A 19,738-nucleotide genomic window follows, 5' to 3' on the forward strand; every position below is an offset into this window, starting at 1 on the left:
GGCTCGCCACGGGCCGCCCCTTCATCGTTTCAGGGACTATTCGGGCGGTCGGCTGAAATCACACGCTTTTTCACGCTTCTGTGGGCCGCGCGCCCGCCACGCTTGAACCGCGTCCAGACAGAACCACATACTCACACGAAAGCCGCTGAAAACAGCGGGTCGAGTCGAGACGAGGCGGCAGTCGCGCCAAGTCGGATCGGATCGGCGGGCCGGAGATTCACGAAGGCCCCGGAAAGTACGCATCATGACCGAGAGCAAAATCCTCCCTGTCCTGCCGCTGAGAGACATCGTCGTCTTTCCGCACATGGTCGTGCCCCTGTTCGTCGGGCGCGAGAAGTCCGTGCGCGCCCTCGACGAGATCATGAAGGGCGAGAAGCAGATCCTGCTCGCCACCCAGAAGAACTCTGTCGACGACGATCCGGCGACGGACGCCATCTATCCGACCGGCGTGCTGGCGACGGTGCTGCAACTGCTGAAGCTGCCCGACGGCACCGTGAAGGTGCTGGTCGAGGGCAAGTCGCGCGCGCGCCTGACCCGCTTCACCGACCGTGAGGACTACTACGAAGCCGAAGCCGTCGAGATCGAGGACGAGGCGGGTGACCCGTCGCAGAGCGAAGCCCTGCTGCGCGCCGTGATCGAGCAGTTCGAAAACTATGTGAAGCTGAACAAGAAGGTCCCGCCCGAAGCCCTCAGCGCCATCCCCCAGATCACCGATCCGTCCAAGCTGGCGGATTCGGTCGCCGCCCATCTGTCGGTCAAGATCGCCGACAAGCAGGCCCTCCTCGAAACCGTCGTCATCCCGGCGCGGCTGGAGAAGGTCTATGGCCTGATGGAAGGCGAGATCAGCGTCCTGCAGGTCGAGAAGAAGATCCGCAGCCGCGTGAAGCGGCAGATGGAGAAGACCCAGCGCGAATATTATCTGAACGAGCAGATGAAGGCGATCCAGCGCGAGTTGGGCGAGACCGACGATGCTCGCGACGAACTGCTGGAGCTGGAAAAGCGCATCAAGAAGACGCGCCTGTCCAAGGAGGCCCGAGATCAAGGCCGAGGCGGAGTTGAAGAAGCTGCGCAACATGTCGCCGATGTCGGCGGAATCGACCGTGGTGCGTAACTATCTCGACTGGCTGCTGTCGATCCCATGGTCCAAGACCCGGCCCAAGCCCATCGACCTGCAGAAGGCCGAGGACATCCTCGAAGAGGATCACTACGGTCTGGAGAAGGTCAAGGAACGGATCATCGAGTATCTGGCCGTTCAGGCGCGCACTGGGAGCCTGAAGGGGCCGATCCTGTGCCTGGTCGGTCCTCCGGGCGTCGGCAAGACCTCGCTGGCCCAGTCCATCGCCAAGGCGACGGGGCGTGAATACGTGCGCATGTCGCTGGGCGGCGTGCGCGACGAGGCTGAGATCCGGGGCCACCGCCGGACCTACATCGGCTCCATGCCCGGCAAGATCATCCAGTCGATGAAGAAGGCCAAGACCACCAACGCCTTCGTCCTGCTGGACGAGATCGACAAGCTGGGCGCCGACTGGCGCGGCGACCCGTCCTCGGCCCTGCTGGAAGTGCTGGACCCGGCCCAGAACTCGACCTTCGGCGACCACTATCTGGAGGTCGACTACGACCTGTCGCCGGTGATGTTCGTCACCACGGCCAACAGCCTGAACATGCCCCAGCCCCTGCTGGACCGCATGGAGATCATCCGCGTCTCGGGCTACACCGAGGATGAGAAGGTCGAGATCGCCAAGCGCCACGTCCTGCCCAAGCAGCTCAAGGACCACGGCCTGAAGGAGGGCGAGCTGATCGTCCCTGACGACACGATCCGCGACCTGATCCGCTACTACACCCGCGAAGCCGGCGTGCGTTCGCTGGAGCGCGCCCTGGGCGGCCTGGCCCGCAAGGCGGTGCGCGAGATGGCCAAGACCAAGGCCGCCTCGATCACCGTGGATGCGGCCAAGCTGGCCGAATACGCGGGCGTGCGGAAATTCCGCTATGGCGAGACGGATGCGGAAGATCAGGTCGGCATCGTCACCGGCCTGGCCTGGACCGAGTTCGGCGGCGACATCCTGACCATCGAGGCCCTGAAGATGCCGGGCCGCGGCCGCATGACCGTGACCGGCAACCTGAAGGAGGTCATGAAGGAGTCGATCTCGGCGGCGGCGTCCTACGTCCGCAGCCGCGCCCTCAGCTTCGGCGTCAAGCCGCCGGTGTTCGAGAAGACCGACATCCACGTCCACGTCCCCGACGGCGCCACGCCCAAGGACGGCCCCTCGGCCGGCGTGGCCATGACGGTGGCCATGGTCTCGGTCCTGACCGGCATCCCGATCCGCAAGGACATCGCCATGACCGGCGAGATCACCCTGCGCGGTCGGGTGACGGCCATCGGCGGTCTGAAGGAGAAGCTTCTGGCGGCCCTGCGCTCGGGCGTGAAGACCGTCCTGATCCCGCAGGAGAACGAGAAGGACCTTGAGGAGGTGCCGGAAAACGTGAAGGCCGCCCTCGAGATCGTCCCGATCTCTACCGCCGACGAGGCATTGAAGTGGGCCCTGACCGGCACGCCGACTCCCGTCGAATGGGACGAGGCGGCCGAGCCCATGACCCCGACGCCGCCGGCGCCGACGGCGGGCGAGGGGGCCAGCGTCAGCCACTGACGCCGGGTCTCTGATCCGATGAAGGAAGGCGGTTCGGGGCGACCCGGACCGCCTCTTTTTTGACCTGCGCGCCGACAGCCGTTTAAGTGCGCCCTTCGTTCGAGAGGGGAGCCGCAGACATGACCAAGACGGAACTGATCGGCCGCATGGCCGAGGCGGCGGGCATCAGCCGCGACCAGGCCAAGCTGGCCCTGGAAGCCTTCACCGATCAGGTGACCGGTTCGCTGGTTCAGGGACGCGACGTGCGGCTGGTCGGCTTCGGCAGTTTCGTCGCCGTGGACCGCAAGGCGGGCGTGGCTCGCAACCCCCAGACCGGCCAGGAAATCGCCCGTCCCGCCTCGCGCACCGCGCGCTTTCGTCCCGGCGAGGGCTTGAAAAGCGCCTTGAACGGCTGACCGCCGCAGGGCATGAAGCCTGTCCCCGATATTGAGTCGGGTGATGTGGGCGGCTAGCTCAGCTGGTCAGAGCACCTCGTTTACACCGAGGGGGTCGGCGGTTCGAACCCGTCGCCGCCTACCATTCCCCTTTTCGTGGAAGCCTTTCAGTCCGTCAGCAGGGCCAATAGGGCGAAGCTCGCCAGCCAGTGCTCGCCCATGTAGTCGCCCGTGACATGGGGCAGGGCGGCGTCCAGGTGAACCGCCGTCGCTGCGGCTCCGATGGCGCGGCGCGGGTCTTCGGCGGGTAGTCCGGCGACGATCTCGCGCCAGCACCAGCCCCGGCTCAAATTCAGCCCGTCCAGATGGGCGATCTTGCCGTCGGTGCGGTCGCTGACGCGGGCAGGGCTTAGCAGGGTCGCGGGCCGGCCGTCGCCAAGGCGCGGCAGGAAGGCGTCGAACCAGGCGCGGAAGGCCTCAGGGGGCAGGGCGCGCCGCATCAGGGCGGCCTCCATCAGGGCGGGCGACAGGAACTCGTCCTGCGACGGCTCCCACGCCTGACAGTCGCGGTCCTCGCCGTGCCAGCGCAGGGCGGCGGCGCGGCACAGGGCGGCCAGGTCGGCGTCGTGGGCGTCCGCATAGTCCAGCGTCAGCCGCAGGGCGAAGGCGGTGTTGTAGTGGGTTCCGGTCCGCACCGGGTAGTCGGCCAGCGGCAGGAAGGCCCTGAAGCGCTCGGCGAAGACCTGGGCCAGCGGGCGCAGGGTCTGGGCCCAGCGGCGGGCTTCGTCCGTCTCGTGCCGCTCCAGTTCCGCCGCCAGCATCAGCAGCCAGGCCCAGCCGTAGGGGCGTTCGAAGCCGCGCGCTTCGGGCCGGGCCAGATAGGCGGCTTCTCCGGCGACGTTCTGCGGCGTGAACAGCTCGGCGGCGAGGGCGCGGATGGCGGGCGCCTCGGCCATGTCGGGGTGCAGGCGATAGAGGGTGAACAGGGTCCACCAGCCATGGACGCACGAGTGCCAGTCGAAGCTGCCGAAGAAGATCGGGTGCATGTCGCGCGGCGTGCGCGCGTCCTGCGGTCCCGTCAGCACATGCATGATGTGGTTGGGATACTCGCGCGTCACATGGCCCAGGGCCGTGGCGGCGAAGCGGGAGGCGAGAGCGGCGTCGAGGCTTTGCGTCATGATCCGAACCGGAAAGCGAGGAAATACATCAGCAGCATATTGGCGAACAGCATGACGACCGCCGTGGGAAGCTGGGCGCGGATCACGCCGTTCAAAGGCGAGTTGCGGTCCGGCAGCTCCAGAAGATTGGCGGGCACCACGTTGAAGTTGGCGGCCATGGGCGTCATCAGCGTTCCGCAGAATCCGGCCAACATGCCGATGGCGCAGACGATGGCGGGATCGCCGCCGAACTGATGCACCACGATGGGCAGGCCGATGGCGGCGGTCATGACCGGAAAGGCGGCGAAGGCGTTGCCCATGATGATCGTGAACAGGGCCATGCCCGCGCAATAGGCGAACACCGCCATGAAGGCGGAGGTCATGGGGATGATCCGCGCGATCAGGTCGCCGACCACCTGACCCACATCGGCGGCCAGGAACACCGCCCCCAGAGACGCCAGCATCTGCGGCAGCAGCGCCGCCCAGCCGATGGAGTCCATCAGGCGCCGGCCTTCCTGCACCGGGGCCATGACTGGCGGCCGGAACCAGGCCATGGCGGCGACCAGAGCGATGACGCAGCCCAGCCCCAGCGAGATCAGTGTGGTCTGCACCGGCGAGATCAGCCAGGCGCCGGCCGCCGTGTGCTTGGCCAGCAGGGTGCCGCCGACGGCGACCAGGGGCACCATCAGGGCGGGCGCGAACAGGGCGTTCTTCCAGCGGGCGGCGCTGGCCTGGCGCTGCTCCGGCGTCGTGGTGGCGGGCTTGCCGACGCCCAGCTTGCCCGAGGCGCCGATGACGACCAGGGCGATGACCAGGATTCCGTTGCCCAGACCGCCCAGCCAGGAGCCGAACAGCATCGACAGGGCGATCAGCCCCCAGAACAGGGCGCTGCGGAAGCGCGTCGGATTGTGCGGATCGCGCAGGCTGAGGATGGAGAAGGCCGCGAACATCAGCCCGGTCGCGACATAGGCGTGCTCCAGCGTGATCATCGGCCGCCCTCCGCGTCTGCGGATGCGCCGGGCGCGGCCATGTCCTTCTTCACCTGACGATCGAACATCAGCAGGCGCGCGCCGTGGACCAGGAAGGCGACGATGGCCGTGGGGATGGCCCACAGGGAGACGTGCAACGCCTCGACGCGGATGCCCGCCTGCTCAAGGAAGCCGACGATCAGGACGATGGAGCCGATGGCGATGAAGATGTCCTCGCCGAAGAACAGGCCGATGTTGTCCGTGCCCGCCGCCATGCCGAGAATGCGGAAGCGGGCCTTGTCGGTCAGGGCACCGTGGGTGCTCTCGGCCGCGCCTTCGGCCATCGGCGCGATCAGCGGGCGCACCATCTGGGGATGGCCGCCGAGTGAGGTCAGGCCCAGCGCCGAGGTCGCCTGACGCACCAGCAGATAGATCAGCATCAGCCGTCCGGCCGTGGCCGCCTTGACCTTGGTCACCAGATCGCGCGCCCGTTCCTGCAGGCCCGCGCGTTCCAGCAGGCCGATCACCGGCAGCACCAGCCAGGTGATGTGGAAATAGCGGTTGTCGTTAAAGGCCTGACCAAAGCGCGCAATGGTGTCGATCCCGGCCTGCAAGAGCGCGTGTGCGTCCACGCCCGGCCCGACCGCCGCCAGCACCCCGGTGGCGATGGCCGCGACCAGAATGACGATCAGCGGATTGATCCGGGCGACAAAGCCCGCGACCACGATCAGTATCCCCAGCAGCACCAGCATCGGATCACGCCCTCCCCAGACGGACTTCTAGCGAATGGTTACGCGGTTCGGGCGTCTCAGGAAGCGTCTTTCGCGCCGAAGCCGCCGCCGCCGGGCGTCTCGATGACGAAGACGTCGCCGGGCGCCATGGCGACCTCGGCCGTGGCGCCCAACGGCTCGACCCGACCGTCGGCCCGCTCGACCCGATTGATCCCGACTGCGCCGGGTTCGCCGCCGTCCGCGCCGAAGGGCGGCACGCGGCGGTGGTTGGACAGGATGGCCGCCGTCATCGGCTCAAGTACGCGCATCCGCCGCACGGCCCCGTCGCCGCCGCGATGCAGGCCCTCGCCGCCCGAGCCGCGCCGGATGGAGAATGCCTCCAGCAGCACGGGGAAGCGCGTCTCCAGCACCTCGGGGTCGGTCAGGCGGCTGTTGGTCATATGGGTCTGAACGGCGGCGGTTCCGTCGAAGTCAGGCCCGGCGCCCGAGCCGCCGGCGATGGTTTCGTAATACTGACGCGCGTCGTCGCCGAAGGTGAAGTTGTTCATCGTCCCCTGGCTGGAGGCCAGAACGCCCAGCGCGCCGTAAAGCGCATCGACCACGGCCTGGCTGGTCTCGACGTTGCCCGCCACCACGGCGGCGGGATAGCGCGGGTTCAGCATCGAGCCTTCCGGCACGATCAGCTCGATCGGCTTCAGACAGCCCTCGTTCAGCGGAATGGCGTCGTCCACCAGGGTGCGGAAGACATAGAGGGTCGCCGCCCTTGCGATCGACAGCGGGGCGTTGAAGTTGGTCGGCAACTGGTCGCTGGTTCCGGTGAAGTCGACGACCGCGCTGCGGGCCTCGGCGTCCACGTCGATGCGGACGCGGATGACGGCGCCGTCGTCCATCTCATAGGCGAAGACGCCGGGCTTCAGTGCGGCGACGGCGCGGCGAACGGCCTCTTCGGCGTTGTCCTGGACGTGGCCCATATAGGCGGTGACGACCTTGCGGCCGAACTCGCCGGTCATGCGGATCAGCTCCTGAGCGCCGCGCGTGCAGGCGGCGACCTGGGCCTTCAGGTCCGACAGGTTCTGATCGACATTGCGCGACGGCCAGGGGCCTGAGGCGAACAGGGCGCGGGTTTCGGCCTCGCAGAGCTTGCCTGCGTCGACCAGCAGGAAGTCGTCGATCAGCACCCCTTCGTCGTCCACGCTGCGCGAGTTGGCGGGCATGGAGCCGGGCGTGATCCCGCCGACGTCGGCATGGTGGCCGCGCGCGGCGACGAAGAAGGCCGGAGCGCCATCACTGTCCAGAAACACCGGCATGATGACGGTGATGTCGGGCAGATGGGTGCCGCCGTTGTAGGGCGCGTTCAGCATATAGACGTCGCCCGCCTTCATGCCTCGACCGTCTTGCTGATCTCGCGTGAGGCGATGACGGTGCGGATGCTCTCGCCCATCGAGCCCAGATGCACCGGGATGTGCGGGGCGTTGGCGATCAGCGACCCGCCCGCATCGAAGACGGCGCAGGAGAAGTCCAGCCGCTCCTTGATGTTCACCGAATAGGCGGTGGCGCGCAGGGCCTCGCCCATCTGTTCGGCGCAGGCCATGAAGCGGCTGTTGAACACCTCCAGCATGATCGGATCGACGTCTGTGCCGATGGCGGTGCGGGCGGGCAGGGCGACGACGCGCTTCAGCAGCAGATTGGACGCCGAATCGACCGAGGCGCGCCAACCGGGTTCGACGACGGTGGTGCCGGTGTCTTCCAACAGGATGGCGGGGCCGTCGACATGGGCGCCGGGCTTCACCGCCTCACGACGGTAGACGGGCGTCTGGCGATCCTCGCCCGCCATGCGGACGGCCAGGGCGGCGACCGGTTCGGGCGCCGAGGCCCCGCCATCAGGCGCCGGGGGCGCGTCCGGCGTCTGGTCCGAGCGTCCGACGGCTTCGACCTCCAGCGTCTCGACCACCAGGGCCTTGTCCTCGGCGAAGAAGCCGAAGCGGCGGCGGTGCGTCTCTTCAAAGGCGGCGGCCATGTCGATGGCCGGGCCGAAGGGCACGGTCAGAGGCGTGTCGGACCCGGCGAACTTGATCTCGGCGCGGGCGATGGTCGAGACGGCCGCCTCGTCGAAGTCCTGGGCCGTCAGATCGCCGCACGCGGCTTTTGTCAGCGTTTCGACCTGTTCGGCCAGGGCGGCGTCGGCGTCTGGCGAGAGGGGCAGGGCCACGGTGGTCTGACGGATGGCCCGCACCTCGGCCAGGCCCATGCCGTAGGCCGACAGGACGCCCGCGAACGGGTGCAGCAGCACCTGGGTCATGCCCAGGGCGTCGGCCACCAGGCAGGCGTGCTGGCCGCCCGCGCCGCCGAAGCAGTTCAGCACATATTTGGTGACGTCATAGCCGCGCTGGATCGAGATGGAGCGGATCGCCTCGGCCATGTTCTGCACGGCGATGGTGACGAAGCCCTCGGCCAGTTCGCCGGGCGTGACGGGGCGGCCGGTCGCGGCCTCGACCTCGGCCGCCATGGCCTCGAACTTCGCGCGCACCGCCTCGGCGTCCAGCGGCTGGTCGGCGTTCGGGCCGAAGACGGCGGGGAAGAAGTCGGCGCTGAGCTTGCCCATCATGACGTTGCAGTCGGTCACCGTAAGAGGCCCGCCGCGCCGATAGGCTGCGGGGCCGGGCGAGGCGCTGGCCGATTCCGGACCGACTCGCAGTCGCCCGCCGTCGAAGCGGCAGATCGAGCCGCCGCCCGCCGCCACGGTGTGGATGCTCAGCATCGGCGCCCGCAGGCGCACCCCGGCGACCACGGCGTCGGAGGTCCGCTCATAGTCCCCGGCGAAATGGGACACGTCGGTCGAGGTGCCGCCCATGTCGAAACCGATGACGCGGTCGAAGCCGGCGGCCCTGGCCGTCTCGGCCATCGCCACCACGCCGCCCGCGGGTCCCGACAGGATGGCGTCCTTGCCCCGGAAGGCGTCGGCCGCCGTCAGCCCGCCTGAGGACTGCATGAACTGCAGCGGCGTCGCCGCGCCCAGATCGGCGCCGACCCGCTCCACATAGGCACGCAGGATCGGCGACAGATAGGCGTCCGCCACCGTGGTGTCGCCGCGCCCGATCAGCTTGATCAGCGCCCCGACCTCATGGCTGACTGAGACCTGCTCGAAGCCGACCTCGCGCGCGATCTCGGCCAGGCGTCGCTCGTGATCGATGAAGCGCCAGCCGTGGACCAGGACGATGGCCACGGCGCGGAAGCCCGCCGCATGGGCCGCCGTCAGATCAGCCCGCGCCTTCGCCTCGTCCAGAGGACGATCGACGGCGCCGTCGGCGGTCAGGCGCTCATCGATCTCGACCACGCGGTCGTAAAGCTGATCGTTCAGGCGGATGTGGCGTGCGAACAGGTCGGGCCGGGCTTGCCAGCCGATCCGCAGGGCGTCGCCGAACCCGGCGGTGATCGCCAGCACGGTCGGCTCACCCTTGCGCTCTAGCAAGGCGTTGGTGGCGACGGTGGTGCCCATGCGCACCTCATCGACCAGGCCCGCCGCCAGCGGGCCGGGCGCGGCGCCCAGCATCCGCCGGACGCCCTCGACGGCGGCGTCGGCGTACTGCTCGGGATTGACCGACAGCAGCTTGCCGGTCCTGAGCGCGCCGTCGGGCGCGCGGGCGACGATGTCGGTGAAGGTGCCGCCGCGATCGATCCAGAAACGCCAATTCGCATTCATCTTGCTCATGGGTCTGGTTTACGGCCCGGAAGCGGGATCGCGCTAGTCGGCTTGCGTTTTTCCGTGGCCCGCAGGATGCGGCGCCCGCGCTTTGCGCCGGTACAGCAGGCAGGAGACGAATAGCGTCGCGATCAGCCCGATGTTCCAGACGTAGTAGGCCGAGACATAGGCCCATTGCTCCAGCCTGATGTCAGTGATGAAGACGTAGTGGGTGGCGAGCACCAGGAACTGGAAGGCCGCTGCAATCGGCATCCACCAGGTTCCGCTTCGCGCAGAGCCGTAAAGCAGGAGCAGGAAGACCAGGCCGTCGGCCGACACGGCCGCCCACGGGGGCGTGCGGTAGTCAAACGGAACGATCTGGGAAATCAGCCAGGCGACCCCCAGGGCGATGGAGAGGGCGCGTTGCCATGGCCCGCCGCGCCACAGGGCGAGGAGCGCGGTCAGAACCAGAAAGACGAGGGTGAAGAGGTAGATGGGTGACATGGCCGCCATGTCACCCTCATCGATTCAGGCCGCCCGATCAACCAGGGCCAGACGGGTTTCGCGCGGCACCGGGTCGTCCGCCTTGTCCAGACCGCCCAGACGTATGCTGCGGAAACGCGTCTGGCCTTTCACCTCGGCGAGCGCGCCGTGAAGTTCGACCATGGCCTTCTGGGCCTCGACCTGGGCCGCCATGGCGCGCGCCAGGGCGTCGAAGGCCGGCTGGCCGACGGTGGTCGAGAGGCCGGCGGCGCGACGCCCGCGCGTCAGGGCCTGGGCCAGTTGGCCCAATCGGTCGATGGACTGGTCCTGCCCCTGTTCGGCGCGGCACAGGGCGCGTTGGATTCTCGTGGCGATGAGCGTCGCCTCTTCGTTTCTTTTCATATCACTCGTTCCGTATTGAACGGGCGCCGGGTCAACCCCCATACCGCAGGTGCTGCAGCACGAAGGCGAACCTCTGAGCGCCGGCTGCAGCTGTCAGGATCCAGGCCGCTGCGGCGGCGACGCCGAAGACGACCAGAAGGCTTCCGAGGCGCCCGCTTCCTGCTCCGAGGGAGAGAAGTTGGAGTCCAGCATCGCTGCGGCGATGTAGGCCAGCTCCGTCATCACGGCCGTCGGCGTAAGGAACGCCGCTTGTTTGCGGGTCCCCTCGATCAGATGACGGACCATCCGCTTCTTCGTTTCGGTCGGAGCCAGTTGGTGAAACACGGCTTCCAACTCGCGCCATTTCAGCGGCGGCATCATGTCTTCGGGATCGGTCATCGGGCGCCCTTTCAGCGACCCGATCCAGCGCAAAATCGACCGTCTCGAACATTGGCGCCGATCCGTCTTGGGAAGCGTTCCCAATGCGCGACCGGCTTTCCGAAGCCAGCGCCAGGGCGGCGGCCACGCGGCTGTCGACCTGCAGCTTTCTCACGGCGTTTTCGCAGTGGCGGTCGACGGTTCCGGGCTTGATGCCGAGCTGGCGTGCGATCTGCTTGGAATTGAAGTGGGCATGGACGAGCTGCAGGCATTGCCGTTCCCGCTCCGTCAGCCGCTCCACCAGACTCGTCACTGGTCAGATTCCTTAACCCAACACGCGATGTTACCTTTCGCCCAGCCGGAGGGCAGGGGCAAGGGCTGGCCTGACTCCAGACGGATGCGCTTCCCCCAGCGTTGGAACAGGACTAGAACATCTCCATGATCGCCGCCGCTCTGATGATGCTCCAGCTATCTGCCGCACCGGCCGAGACCGCCTCGGTCGAACGCACCCTGGACGCCATGCACGCCGCCGCCTCCGTCGCGGACGGCGAGGCCTATTTCGCGACCTTCACCCCGGACGCCCGCTTCATCGGCACCGACGCGGGCGAGCGGTGGAGCCTGCCGGAGTTCCGGGCCTACGCCATGCCCTATTTCTCGCAAGGCAAGGGCTGGACCTATCGGCCGACGGCGCGGACCGTGACCGTCGCCCCGATCGACTGCCGCTGCATCGCCTGGTTTGACGAGGTGCTGGACAATGACGCCTATGGAACGACGCGCGGCTCGGGCATCCTGCGCCTGACCGACGACGGCTGGAAGATCGAGCAATACGTCCTCAGCTTCGCCGTGCCGAACGATAAGGCGCGCGCCGTCGTCGACGCCATCAAGGCCGACTGATGGAGGTTCAGGACGACGCCTTCGTGCTGTCGGCGCGGGCGCATGGCGATACGGGGGCGGTGGTCGATCTGTTGACCGAGCATCACGGCCGTCGCGCCGCCTATGTCGCGGGCGGGGCGTCGCGTCGGATGCGGCCCTTTCTTCAGCCGGGCGCGCGGGTCGTGGCCGATCTGCGGTCGCGGACCTCGGATCAGCTGGGCTCGGCGCGGCTGGAGCCGGTGGGCGAAGGCCCCGCCGCCCTGTTCGACGACCCGCTGGCCCTGACTGGCCTCAGCGCCGCCGCTGCGGTGGCGCAGGGCGCCCTGCCGGAGCGGGAGCCGCATCCCGGCGCCTTCTATGCTTTCGAGGCCCTGATGGGCGCCTTCGCCCTGCCTGAGGTCTGGCCCGCCATCTTCGTGCGGTTCGAGGCTGGGTTGTTGGAGGATCTGGGTTTCGGTCTCGACCTGTCGCGCTGCGCCTCAACAGGGTCGATGGACGATCTGGTCTGGGTCAGCCCCCGCACCGGCCGCGCCGTCAGCCGGGAGGCCGGCGCCCCCTATGCCGACAAGCTGCTGACCCTGCCGCCCTTCATGCTGGGCGCGCAGGCAGGCCTGGGGGAGGGCGACGTGAAGGCGGGGCTGGAGCTGACCGGGCACTTTCTTGAGCAGTTCGTTTTCCACGCCCTGAACCGGCCGCTGCCGCCCGCGCGGATCTGGATGATCGACAAACTGGGCGAGGCGGGGCGGCTGTAGTTCCGGGGAGACGGGATTTGAGCGTGTGAGCTTACCGGCTCAGCGCCGACAACCCCGCAATCGCCTCACGCATTTCCCTTTGCAGCGTCACGACCAGTTCGGCGGCGGGCAGGGCGCGGCCCAGCGGCGCGCCTTGCCCGGCCCAGTGCGGCGCGTAGCCGTTGTCGCCCTTCGCCCTGGCCGCCGCGTTCAGCGCCTTGCCGAGATCGTAGGCGTAGGGATAGGCGGCGATCTTCGCCTCATCGGCGCGGCGCATGAAGGCGTTCTCCACCCCGCGCGCCGGACGCCCCGAGATGGCGGCGCTGACCCGCGTACGCCTGGCCTCCGCTCCTGCCAGCGCCATCCGATAGGCCGCATCGGCTGCCGACTCCGGGCAGGCGGCGAAGGCTGTGCCCATCTGCGCCCCGGCCGCGCCCAGCGCCAGCGCCGCCGCGATCCCTGCGCCGTCCATGACGCCGCCCGCCGCGATGACCGGAACCGGCAGGTCGCGCGCCAGCAGGCGCGTCAGCGGCAGGGTGGCGAAGCGCGGATCGTCGGCCGGGTCGAAGACGCCGCGATGGCCGCCCGCCTCGACTCCCTGGGCGATCACCATGTCGAATCCGGCGGCGACGGCGGCGCGGCCTTCCTCGGGCGTGGTGGCGCTGGCGATCAGGACGCAGCCCGCCGCCTTCAGCGCCGCGATCTGATCGGCGCGCGGCAGGCCGAAATGGACGCTGACCACGGCGGGCCTTTCCTCGACCAGCACAGCCAGCTTGGCGTCGTCGGTCAGGAAGCTCTGGTAGATGTCGTTGAGGTGTTCGGGCGGGGCCGCGCCGAATTCACTGAAGATCGGGCGCAGGCTGTCGATCCAGACGGCGTCGCGCACCGGCTCGGCCGCGATCGGCGTATGGCAGAACAGATTGACGTTGAACGGCCGGTCGGTCAGCGCCTTCGCCGCCCGGATGGCCTTCCGGCTCGCCTCGGCGTCGATGGCGCCCAGGGCGATGGAGCCCAGCGCCCCCGCGTTCGACACGGCGGCGGCCAGTTCGGCGGTCGAGGTTCCGGCCATCGGCGCCTGGATCAAGGGGAAGGACAGGCCGAGGCGGTCGGTCAAGGCGGTCTTCATCGGGGCTCCTTCGCGCGTTTCTGCACAGATAGGCGCTGACAATCCCGGCGTCAGGCCCCGGCTGCGCTAGACTTTCCTCGTCCGATCATTGATTCTGAAGCCGTATGACCATCCACACCCCGACGCCGGACGGCGGCCGCATCGTTGAAGAGCCGATGGGCGAGGCGCTGTCGCGCCGCTATTTGGCCTACGCCCTGTCGACCATCACCAACCGCGCGCTGCCCGACGTGCGCGACGGCTTCAAGCCGGTGCACCGGCGCATCATGTACGCCATGCATCAGATGCGGCTGAACCCGCAGGCGGCGGCGCGCAAATGCGCCAAGGTCGTCGGCGAGGTCATGGGCGGCTATCACCCGCATGGCGACGCCTCGATTTACGAGGCGCTGGTCCGTCTGGCGCAGGATTTCGCCCAGCGCTATCCGCTGGTCGACGGCCAGGGGAACTTCGGCAACATCGACGGCGATAGCGCGGCGGCCATGCGCTATACGGAGTGCAAGCTGACGCCCGCGGCCGTCCTGCTGCTGGACGGCATCGATCAGGACGCGGTCGACTTCCGCCCCACCTATGACGATCAGGACGAGGAGCCGGTGGTCCTGCCGGCGGGTTTCCCCAATCTGCTGGCCAACGGGTCGTCGGGCATCGCCGTGGGCATGGCGACCTCGATCCCGCCGCATAACGTCGGCGAACTGATCGACGCCTGCCACCTGCTGCTGGAGCGGCCGGACGCCACGACCGAGGACCTGGTCAAGATCGTGCCGGGGCCGGACTTCCCCACCGGCGGCGTGTCGGTTGAAGGCCATGCGTCCATGCTGGACGCCTATGAGACGGGCCGGGGCGGTGTGCGCCTGCGCGCCGCCTGGGACACCGAGGATCTGGGCCGAGGCGTCTGGCGCATCGTCGTCACCGAAATCCCCTATCAGGTGCAGAAGTCCAAGCTGATCGAACAGTTGGCCGACCTGATCGAGAACAAGAAGGCGCCCCTGCTGGCCGACGTCCGCGATGAGTCGGCCGAGGACATCCGCCTGATCCTGGAGCCCAAGTCCCGGACGGTAGAGCCTGAAGTCCTTATGGAAAGCTTGTTCAAGCTTTCCGATCTGGAGACGCGCTTCCCCATCAACATGAACGTGCTGGACGCCACCGGCACGCCGCGCGTCATGGGGCTGAAGGACTGTCTGCGGGCCTTCCTTGATCACCGCCGCGTGGTGCTGAACCGCCGCAGCCAGTGGCGCATCGCCCGCGTCGAAAAGCGCCTGCACCTATTGGAAGGCCTGCGCATCGTCTTCCTGAACCTGGACGAGGTCATCCGCATCGTCCGCGAGGAAGAGCAGCCCAAGGCGGCCCTGATCGCGACCTTCGGACTGAGCGAACTTCAGGCCGACTTCATTCTCGACACCCGCCTGCGCCAGCTGGCCCGTCTCGAAGAGATGACGATCGAGAAGGAATTCAAGGAGCTGTCGGAAGAACTTGCAGCGCTGCAGGCGCTGACGTCCTCCGAGGCCAAGCAATGGAAGGCCATCGGCAAGGAGCTGGAGGCCGTCCGCAAGGCGCTGATCTCGCCGCGCCGCACTGTGATCGGCGAGGCGGTCGACGCCTCGGCCTTCGTCGCGCCGGAGGCCTTCATCCCGCGTGAGGCGATTACCGTCATCCTGTCGGATCGCGGCTGGATCCGCGCCGCCAAGGGCAAGGTCGACGACCCCTCCGAGCTGAAGTTCAAGGAAGGCGACAAGCTGGGCTTCCTGGTCCCCGCCTATACGACGGACAAGCTGCTGATCGGCGCCTCGGACGGCCGCATCTTCACCATCGGCGCCGACAAGCTGGCGTCGGGACGCGGGCATGGCGAACCGCTGCGCCTGATGATCGACCTGGACGAGAAGGCCGACATCATCAACGTCGTGGCGCACGAACCCGATGCGAAGCTGCTGATCGCGTCCAAGGCCGGTTACGGCTTCGTGGCGCCGGAAAACGATCTTCTGGCTCAGAAGCGCGGCGGCAAGCAGGTGCTGAACGGCGAGATGCTGGCCATGCTGCGGGTCCCCCAAACGCCTGTCGGCGATCACGTCGCGACCATCGGCGAGAACATCAAGACCCTGATCTTCCCCCTGGCCGAACTACCCGAAATGGGCCGTGGCAAGGGCGTGAAGCTGCAGAACTACAAGCAGGGCGGCCTGGCCGACGTGGCGGTGTTCAACGCCGAACAGGGGCCGGAATGGGTCGACGGCGGCGGCCGCCGCCGCAACTGGGCCGACTGGAAGGACTGGCTGGGCAAGCGCGCCGGGGCCGGCCGCCAGGGCCCGCGCGGCCTGAGGAAGTTCCGCTGATCGTCAGTTCCTCTCCACGGCGTGGGGAGGAGCGCGACGCCTCAGGCGGCGAAGAACGACACGTAGATGCTGAACAGGAAGGCGGCCAGGAAAGCCATGAAGGCGATCCCCGCGGCCACCGCTCCGATGCCCAGGAGTACGGTGAGGGTCTGATCTCTCATCTTCATGCAGCACAGGTAGTACGCCGTTCTTTCACCGCACAAGCCGGGTGCGTCAGAAGACCGCGTATGTCGGGATTTTCATTAGGCGCGACGCAGGTTGCCCCCCATATTCACGCCTGATCTTTCGGAGGAGGCTCAATGATCACCTGGATCATCATCGGCGTCATCGTCGTCATTCTGCTGTTCGTCGTGGTCGGCGCCTACAACCGGCTGGTGAAGCTGGACCAGACGGCGAACCAGTCGTTCGCGGACATCGACGTGCAGCTGAAGCAGCGTCAGGACCTGATCCCCAATCTGGTCGAGACGGTGAAGGGCTACGCCACGCACGAGCGCGGCACCCTGGACGCCGTGACCCAGGCGCGCGCCGCCGCTGCGGGGGCTCGCACCGTCGATGAGAAGGTGCAGGCCGAGAACATGCTGACGGCGACGCTCGGCCGGCTGTTCGCCGTGTCCGAGGCCTATCCGGACCTGAAGGCCAACGCCAACTTCCAGCAGTTGCAGACGGACCTGTCGGACATCGAGAACAAGCTGGCCGCCGCGCGCCGCTTCTTCAACAATGCGGTCAGCGAGTTCAACGCCGTGCGCCGCCAGTTTCCGACCGTTCTGTTCGCCGGGATGTTCGGCTTCGGCGCCGACAAGCCCTTCTTCGACGTGGGCGAAAGCGAGCGCGCCGGCCTGAACGCCGCGCCGCCGACGGTGAAGTTCTAAGCCCCAATGGCGGTTTTCGGTCAGGCCGTCGGCCTCAAGACCCACATCTGGCGCAACAACGCCCGGTCAGCGATCCTGCTGGCCGGGTTCCCGGTGCTGCTGGTCGGCATCCTGTTCGGCGTCCAGGTGCTGATGATGGGGTTCGGCCTGCTGCCCAACTCGGGCGGCGATCTGGGCCAGGACCTGGCGCTGGCGGCCTCCATGCTGGGCTGGACCGTGCCCTTCGCCGCCATCGCGGCGGCGATCTGGTTCGTCATCGCCTATTTCGGCAACCAGATGATGATCGACGTCATGACCGGCGCGCGCAAGGTCGAGCGTCGGGTCGAACCGGAACTCTATAATCTGCTGGAGAACCTGGCGATCTCGCGCGGGATGAAGACGCCGACCGTGCGCATCATCGAAAGTCCGTCGCTGAACGCCTATGCGTCCGGCCTGCACGAGGGCAACTACAGCGTCACCGTCACGCGCGGCCTGATGCAGACCCTGAACCGCGACGAGATGGAATGCGTCCTGGCGCACGAGTTGACCCACGTCATCAACAAGGACGTGCGGACCATGGTGATCGCCTCGATCTTCGCAGGGATCATCAGCGTGGTGGCCGAACTGGTGTTCCGCAGCCTGTTCTATGTGCGCGGCGGCCGCGGCGGGAACAACAAGAACGCCATGCCCCTGATCCTGATCGGTCTGGCGATCGGGGTGATCGGTTTCGGCCTGGCCGCCGTCATCCGCATGACCCTGTCGCGGACGCGCGAGTATGTGGCCGACGCCGGCGCAGTGGAGCTGACCAAGAATCCGGACGCCATGATCTCGGCTTTGCGCAAGGTGTCGGGCCAGTCGAAGGTCGAGGCGCCGGACGAACTGCGCGGCATGTTCCTGGACAATACGGCCGACAAGGCGGGATTCTCAGGCCTGTTCGCGACGCACCCGCCGATCGAGAAGCGGATCGCTGCGTTGGTGCAGTTCGCCGGCGGCCGGGACGACGGCCCGTGGGGCGGAGCGCCGCAAGCGGCGGGCACGGCGGTGCCGACCACCTGATCCCTTCTCCCCTTGCGGGAGAAGGTGGCCCGTCAGGGCCGGATGAGGGGTCTATCCGAAATCTGAAAAAGAGGCCGGTCTGGCCAATGTCCAGCAACCCCTCATCCGTCAGGCTTCGCCTGCCACCTTCTCCCGCAAGGGGAGAAGGAGAAAGGGCTTTACAGCCGCTCCCAGCCCCAGGGGCGCAATGCCTCCAGCGGGCGGAACTCGGCCTTGTAGTCCATCTTGGGCGAACCCTGGACCCAGTAGCCGAGGTAGACATAGGGCAGCCCGACGGTCTCGGCCTGATGCAGGTGGTCGAGGATGGCGAAACGGCCCAGGCTGCGGCGCTCCAGATCCGGATCGAAGAAGCTGTAGACCATCGACAGGCCGTCATGCAGCAGGTCGGTCAGGCAGACGCCGACCAGACGGCCGGGGCCGTCATCCTCGCTGGGCAGGCGGTATTCGATCAGATGGGTGCGGACGGCCGTGTCCTCGACCATCGACACATAGTCCAGCCAGCCCATGTCGCTCATGCCGCCGCCGGGGTGGCGGGCGTTCAGATAGCGGCGCAACAGGTCGAACTGCTCCATCGTCGCCTCGGCCTCGACCAGACCGCGCGATAGGTCGGCGTTGCGCGCCAGGATGCGGCGACGTGAGCGCGAGGGTTCGAAATCCGCCACCGGAATCCGCACCGAGACGCAGGCGATGCAGGCCTCGCACGCCGGGCGATAGGCGATGTTCTGGCTGCGACGGAACCCGGCCTGGGTCAGGGCGTCGTTGACGTCGGCCCCGTCGCTGAACGGCAGGTTGGCGAAGACCTTGCGTTCGAACTGCCCCGGCAGATAGGGGCAGGGCGCGCTGGCGGTCATGAAGAAGCGAAGCTGGCGCGAGAAGAAGTGCTGGGTCACGGCTGTCGCTCCGTGACGAAATCAGCGCCCGCACAGGGGCTGGATGGGTACGCGCGGCTCATATTCTGATTTGGCGCGCAACCAGCCGTTTTCGCAAGCCTTCTTCGTGCGGCGAGGGCGTCGCCGCACGGCCTCACAGGCTGGTGTCCGTGGGCAGGACCGGCGCTTCGCGCAGCAGGACGATGGCGATGCGGCGGTTGCCCGCCAGCGACGGGTCGTCGGGATAGAGGGGATCGGACCCCGCCTTGCCTGCGACGGAATAGACCCGGTCGGTGTTCACGCCTGAACCCTGCAGCACCAGACGCGAGGCGTCGGCGCGGGCCGAGGACAGGGGCCAGTCGCCGGGGCTGCTGGCGCGGCTGGAGCCGGCGACGGCGTTGGTGTGGCCGGTGATGGAGATGCGGTTGGGCAGTTGGTTGATGACCTTGGCCACGGCGCGCAGCAGCAACTGGGCGCGCGGATTGGGGCGCGAGGAGCCGTTCTCGAACATCGAGCGGCCTTCCTGATCCACCAGCTGGATGCGCAGGCCCTCGGGCGTCTGGTCGATGATCAGCTGTTTCGACAGTTCGGCCAGTTCCGGCATGGACTGCATGGCCTGGCGCAGGGATTCGGCGGCGCTGGCGAAGTCGGCGGCCTCGCGACGGGCGATCTCGGCGCGCAGGGCGGCCTCGCTGGCCGAGGCCAGGTTGGAGTTCTGGCCGGCTTCCTGCGGCGCGTCGGGGGCTTCGGGGGCCAGCTGTTCGATGACGGCGTTGGAGCCGGCGCCCTTGGCCCCTTCGGAATCGCCCAGCGAGGTGCCGCCCAGGATGCCGCCGGAGCCCGAGGTCGAGGCCGAGACGTTGGCCGGGGCGAAATATTCGGCGATGCCGCGCTTCTGCTCCGGATCGGTCGTGTTGATCAGCCACATCAACAGGAAGAAAGCCATCATGGCGGTGACGAAGTCGGCGTAGGCCACCTTCCACGCGCCGCCGTGGTGGCCGTGTCCGGATACCTTCTTCACCTTCTTGATCAGGATCGGGCGATCATTCAGCGCCATAGGGCGGGTCCGTCTTAACCGTGTTCGTTCGCCCTAAATCCCATGAGGGGCTTAAGAAGCGGTT

The 19,738-nt window shown here is 67.8% G+C and carries 17 protein-coding genes, 1 tRNA gene and 2 pseudogenes; 8 read left to right on the forward strand and 12 right to left on the reverse strand.

Annotated features, from left to right (window positions below; all coding sequences use genetic code 11):
• Window positions 1-244: 244 nt before the first annotated feature.
• The 3 genes and pseudogenes from lon (at window position 245) to AC52GN_RS05415 (ending at window position 3,164) form a co-directional block, all read left to right on the forward strand.
• Window positions 245-2,645, forward strand: a pseudogene (lon, locus tag AC52GN_RS05405) (endopeptidase La).
• 119 nt (window positions 2,646-2,764) lie between these two features.
• Window positions 2,765-3,040, forward strand: a complete 276-nt coding sequence (locus tag AC52GN_RS05410) for an HU family DNA-binding protein (protein ID WP_291781749.1) — start codon at window positions 2,765-2,767, stop codon at window positions 3,038-3,040.
• A 47-nt stretch (window positions 3,041-3,087) separates the two neighbouring features.
• Window positions 3,088-3,164 (forward strand) — tRNA-Val (locus AC52GN_RS05415).
• Window positions 3,165-3,186: 22 nt separating this feature from the next.
• Here the strand turns inward: AC52GN_RS05415 and AC52GN_RS05420 are convergent.
• From AC52GN_RS05420 to AC52GN_RS05460, 9 genes and pseudogenes are all read right to left on the reverse strand, one after another.
• On the reverse strand, window positions 3,187-4,197 hold the full coding sequence (locus AC52GN_RS05420) for a DUF2891 domain-containing protein (RefSeq protein ID WP_496528426.1): 1,011 nt from the start codon (window positions 4,195-4,197) through the stop codon (window positions 3,187-3,189).
• Entirely contained in the window at window positions 4,194-5,165 is a 972-nt protein-coding gene (locus tag AC52GN_RS05425) for a DUF979 domain-containing protein (RefSeq protein WP_496528427.1), read from the reverse strand. Before AC52GN_RS05425 ends, AC52GN_RS05420 begins: the two co-directional genes overlap by 4 nt.
• On the reverse strand, window positions 5,162-5,896 hold the full coding sequence (locus tag AC52GN_RS05430) for a DUF969 domain-containing protein (RefSeq protein ID WP_496528428.1): 735 nt from the start codon (window positions 5,894-5,896) through the stop codon (window positions 5,162-5,164). The genes AC52GN_RS05425 and AC52GN_RS05430 overlap by 4 nt, the downstream gene beginning before the upstream one ends.
• Window positions 5,897-5,952: 56 nt before the next feature.
• Window positions 5,953-7,257: a hydantoinase B/oxoprolinase family protein gene (locus AC52GN_RS05435; RefSeq protein WP_496528429.1), complete on the reverse strand. Its 1,305-nt coding sequence runs from the start codon at window positions 7,255-7,257 to the stop codon at window positions 5,953-5,955.
• Window positions 7,254-9,584 carry a hydantoinase/oxoprolinase family protein gene (locus tag AC52GN_RS05440; protein ID WP_496528430.1) on the reverse strand — a complete coding sequence of 777 codons (2,331 nt, stop codon included), beginning with the start codon at window positions 9,582-9,584 and terminating at the stop codon, window positions 7,254-7,256. Before AC52GN_RS05440 ends, AC52GN_RS05435 begins: the two co-directional genes overlap by 4 nt.
• A gap of 33 nt (window positions 9,585-9,617) precedes the next feature.
• On the reverse strand, window positions 9,618-10,067 hold the full coding sequence (locus AC52GN_RS05445) for a hypothetical protein (protein ID WP_496528431.1): 450 nt from the start codon (window positions 10,065-10,067) through the stop codon (window positions 9,618-9,620).
• A gap of 15 nt (window positions 10,068-10,082) precedes the next feature.
• Window positions 10,083-10,439, reverse strand: a complete 357-nt coding sequence (locus tag AC52GN_RS05450) for a hypothetical protein (RefSeq protein ID WP_496528432.1) — start codon at window positions 10,437-10,439, stop codon at window positions 10,083-10,085.
• A 93-nt stretch (window positions 10,440-10,532) separates the two neighbouring features.
• Window positions 10,533-10,817 carry a hypothetical protein gene (locus AC52GN_RS05455; protein ID WP_496528847.1) on the reverse strand — a complete coding sequence of 95 codons (285 nt, stop codon included), beginning with the start codon at window positions 10,815-10,817 and terminating at the stop codon, window positions 10,533-10,535.
• A gap of 124 nt (window positions 10,818-10,941) precedes the next feature.
• Window positions 10,942-11,109, reverse strand: a pseudogene (locus AC52GN_RS05460) (LuxR C-terminal-related transcriptional regulator); the annotation flags it as partial.
• A gap of 125 nt (window positions 11,110-11,234) precedes the next feature.
• On the opposite strand from AC52GN_RS05460, the gene AC52GN_RS05465 reads away from it, so the two are divergent.
• Both AC52GN_RS05465 and recO read left to right on the forward strand, forming a co-directional pair.
• Window positions 11,235-11,690 (forward strand): nuclear transport factor 2 family protein, encoded by a 456-nt coding sequence (locus AC52GN_RS05465; RefSeq protein ID WP_452111222.1) that lies wholly within the window; start codon window positions 11,235-11,237, stop codon window positions 11,688-11,690.
• Entirely contained in the window at window positions 11,690-12,421 is a 732-nt protein-coding gene (recO, locus tag AC52GN_RS05470) for a DNA repair protein RecO (protein ID WP_496528433.1), read from the forward strand. The genes AC52GN_RS05465 and recO overlap by 1 nt, the downstream gene beginning before the upstream one ends.
• A 31-nt stretch (window positions 12,422-12,452) precedes the next feature.
• Here recO and AC52GN_RS05475 read toward each other — a convergent pair whose 3' ends face one another.
• A complete protein-coding gene (locus AC52GN_RS05475) occupies window positions 12,453-13,526 on the reverse strand; it encodes an NAD(P)H-dependent flavin oxidoreductase (protein WP_496528434.1) in 1,074 nt (357 codons plus the stop codon).
• A 104-nt stretch (window positions 13,527-13,630) separates the two neighbouring features.
• Here AC52GN_RS05475 and parC point away from each other — a divergent pair, with 104 nt between their 5' ends.
• The 3 genes from parC to AC52GN_RS05490 all read left to right on the forward strand — a co-directional run bounded on the left by parC (window position 13,631) and on the right by AC52GN_RS05490 (window position 17,748).
• Window positions 13,631-15,844, forward strand: a complete 2,214-nt coding sequence (gene parC / locus AC52GN_RS05480; protein ID WP_496528435.1) for a DNA topoisomerase IV subunit A — start codon at window positions 13,631-13,633, stop codon at window positions 15,842-15,844.
• A 299-nt stretch (window positions 15,845-16,143) separates the two neighbouring features.
• Window positions 16,144-16,713: a LemA family protein gene (locus AC52GN_RS05485; RefSeq protein WP_496528436.1), complete on the forward strand. Its 570-nt coding sequence runs from the start codon at window positions 16,144-16,146 to the stop codon at window positions 16,711-16,713.
• Window positions 16,714-16,719: 6 nt separating this feature from the next.
• The gene (locus tag AC52GN_RS05490; RefSeq protein ID WP_496528437.1) at window positions 16,720-17,748 is read left to right on the forward strand and encodes a M48 family metallopeptidase; all 1,029 of its coding nucleotides are present in this window, start codon (window positions 16,720-16,722) and stop codon (window positions 17,746-17,748) included.
• 158 nt (window positions 17,749-17,906) lie between these two features.
• Here the strand turns inward: AC52GN_RS05490 and AC52GN_RS05495 are convergent, their stop codons facing one another.
• Both AC52GN_RS05495 and AC52GN_RS05500 read right to left on the reverse strand, forming a co-directional pair.
• On the reverse strand, window positions 17,907-18,638 hold the full coding sequence (locus AC52GN_RS05495; protein WP_496528438.1) for an arginyltransferase: 732 nt from the start codon (window positions 18,636-18,638) through the stop codon (window positions 17,907-17,909).
• A gap of 133 nt (window positions 18,639-18,771) precedes the next feature.
• The gene (locus AC52GN_RS05500) at window positions 18,772-19,674 is read right to left on the reverse strand and encodes a flagellar motor protein MotB (RefSeq protein WP_291781821.1); all 903 of its coding nucleotides are present in this window, start codon (window positions 19,672-19,674) and stop codon (window positions 18,772-18,774) included.
• Window positions 19,675-19,738 lie beyond the last annotated feature (64 nt).

It is taken from the genome of Brevundimonas sp. SS2672, assembly GCF_059579685.1.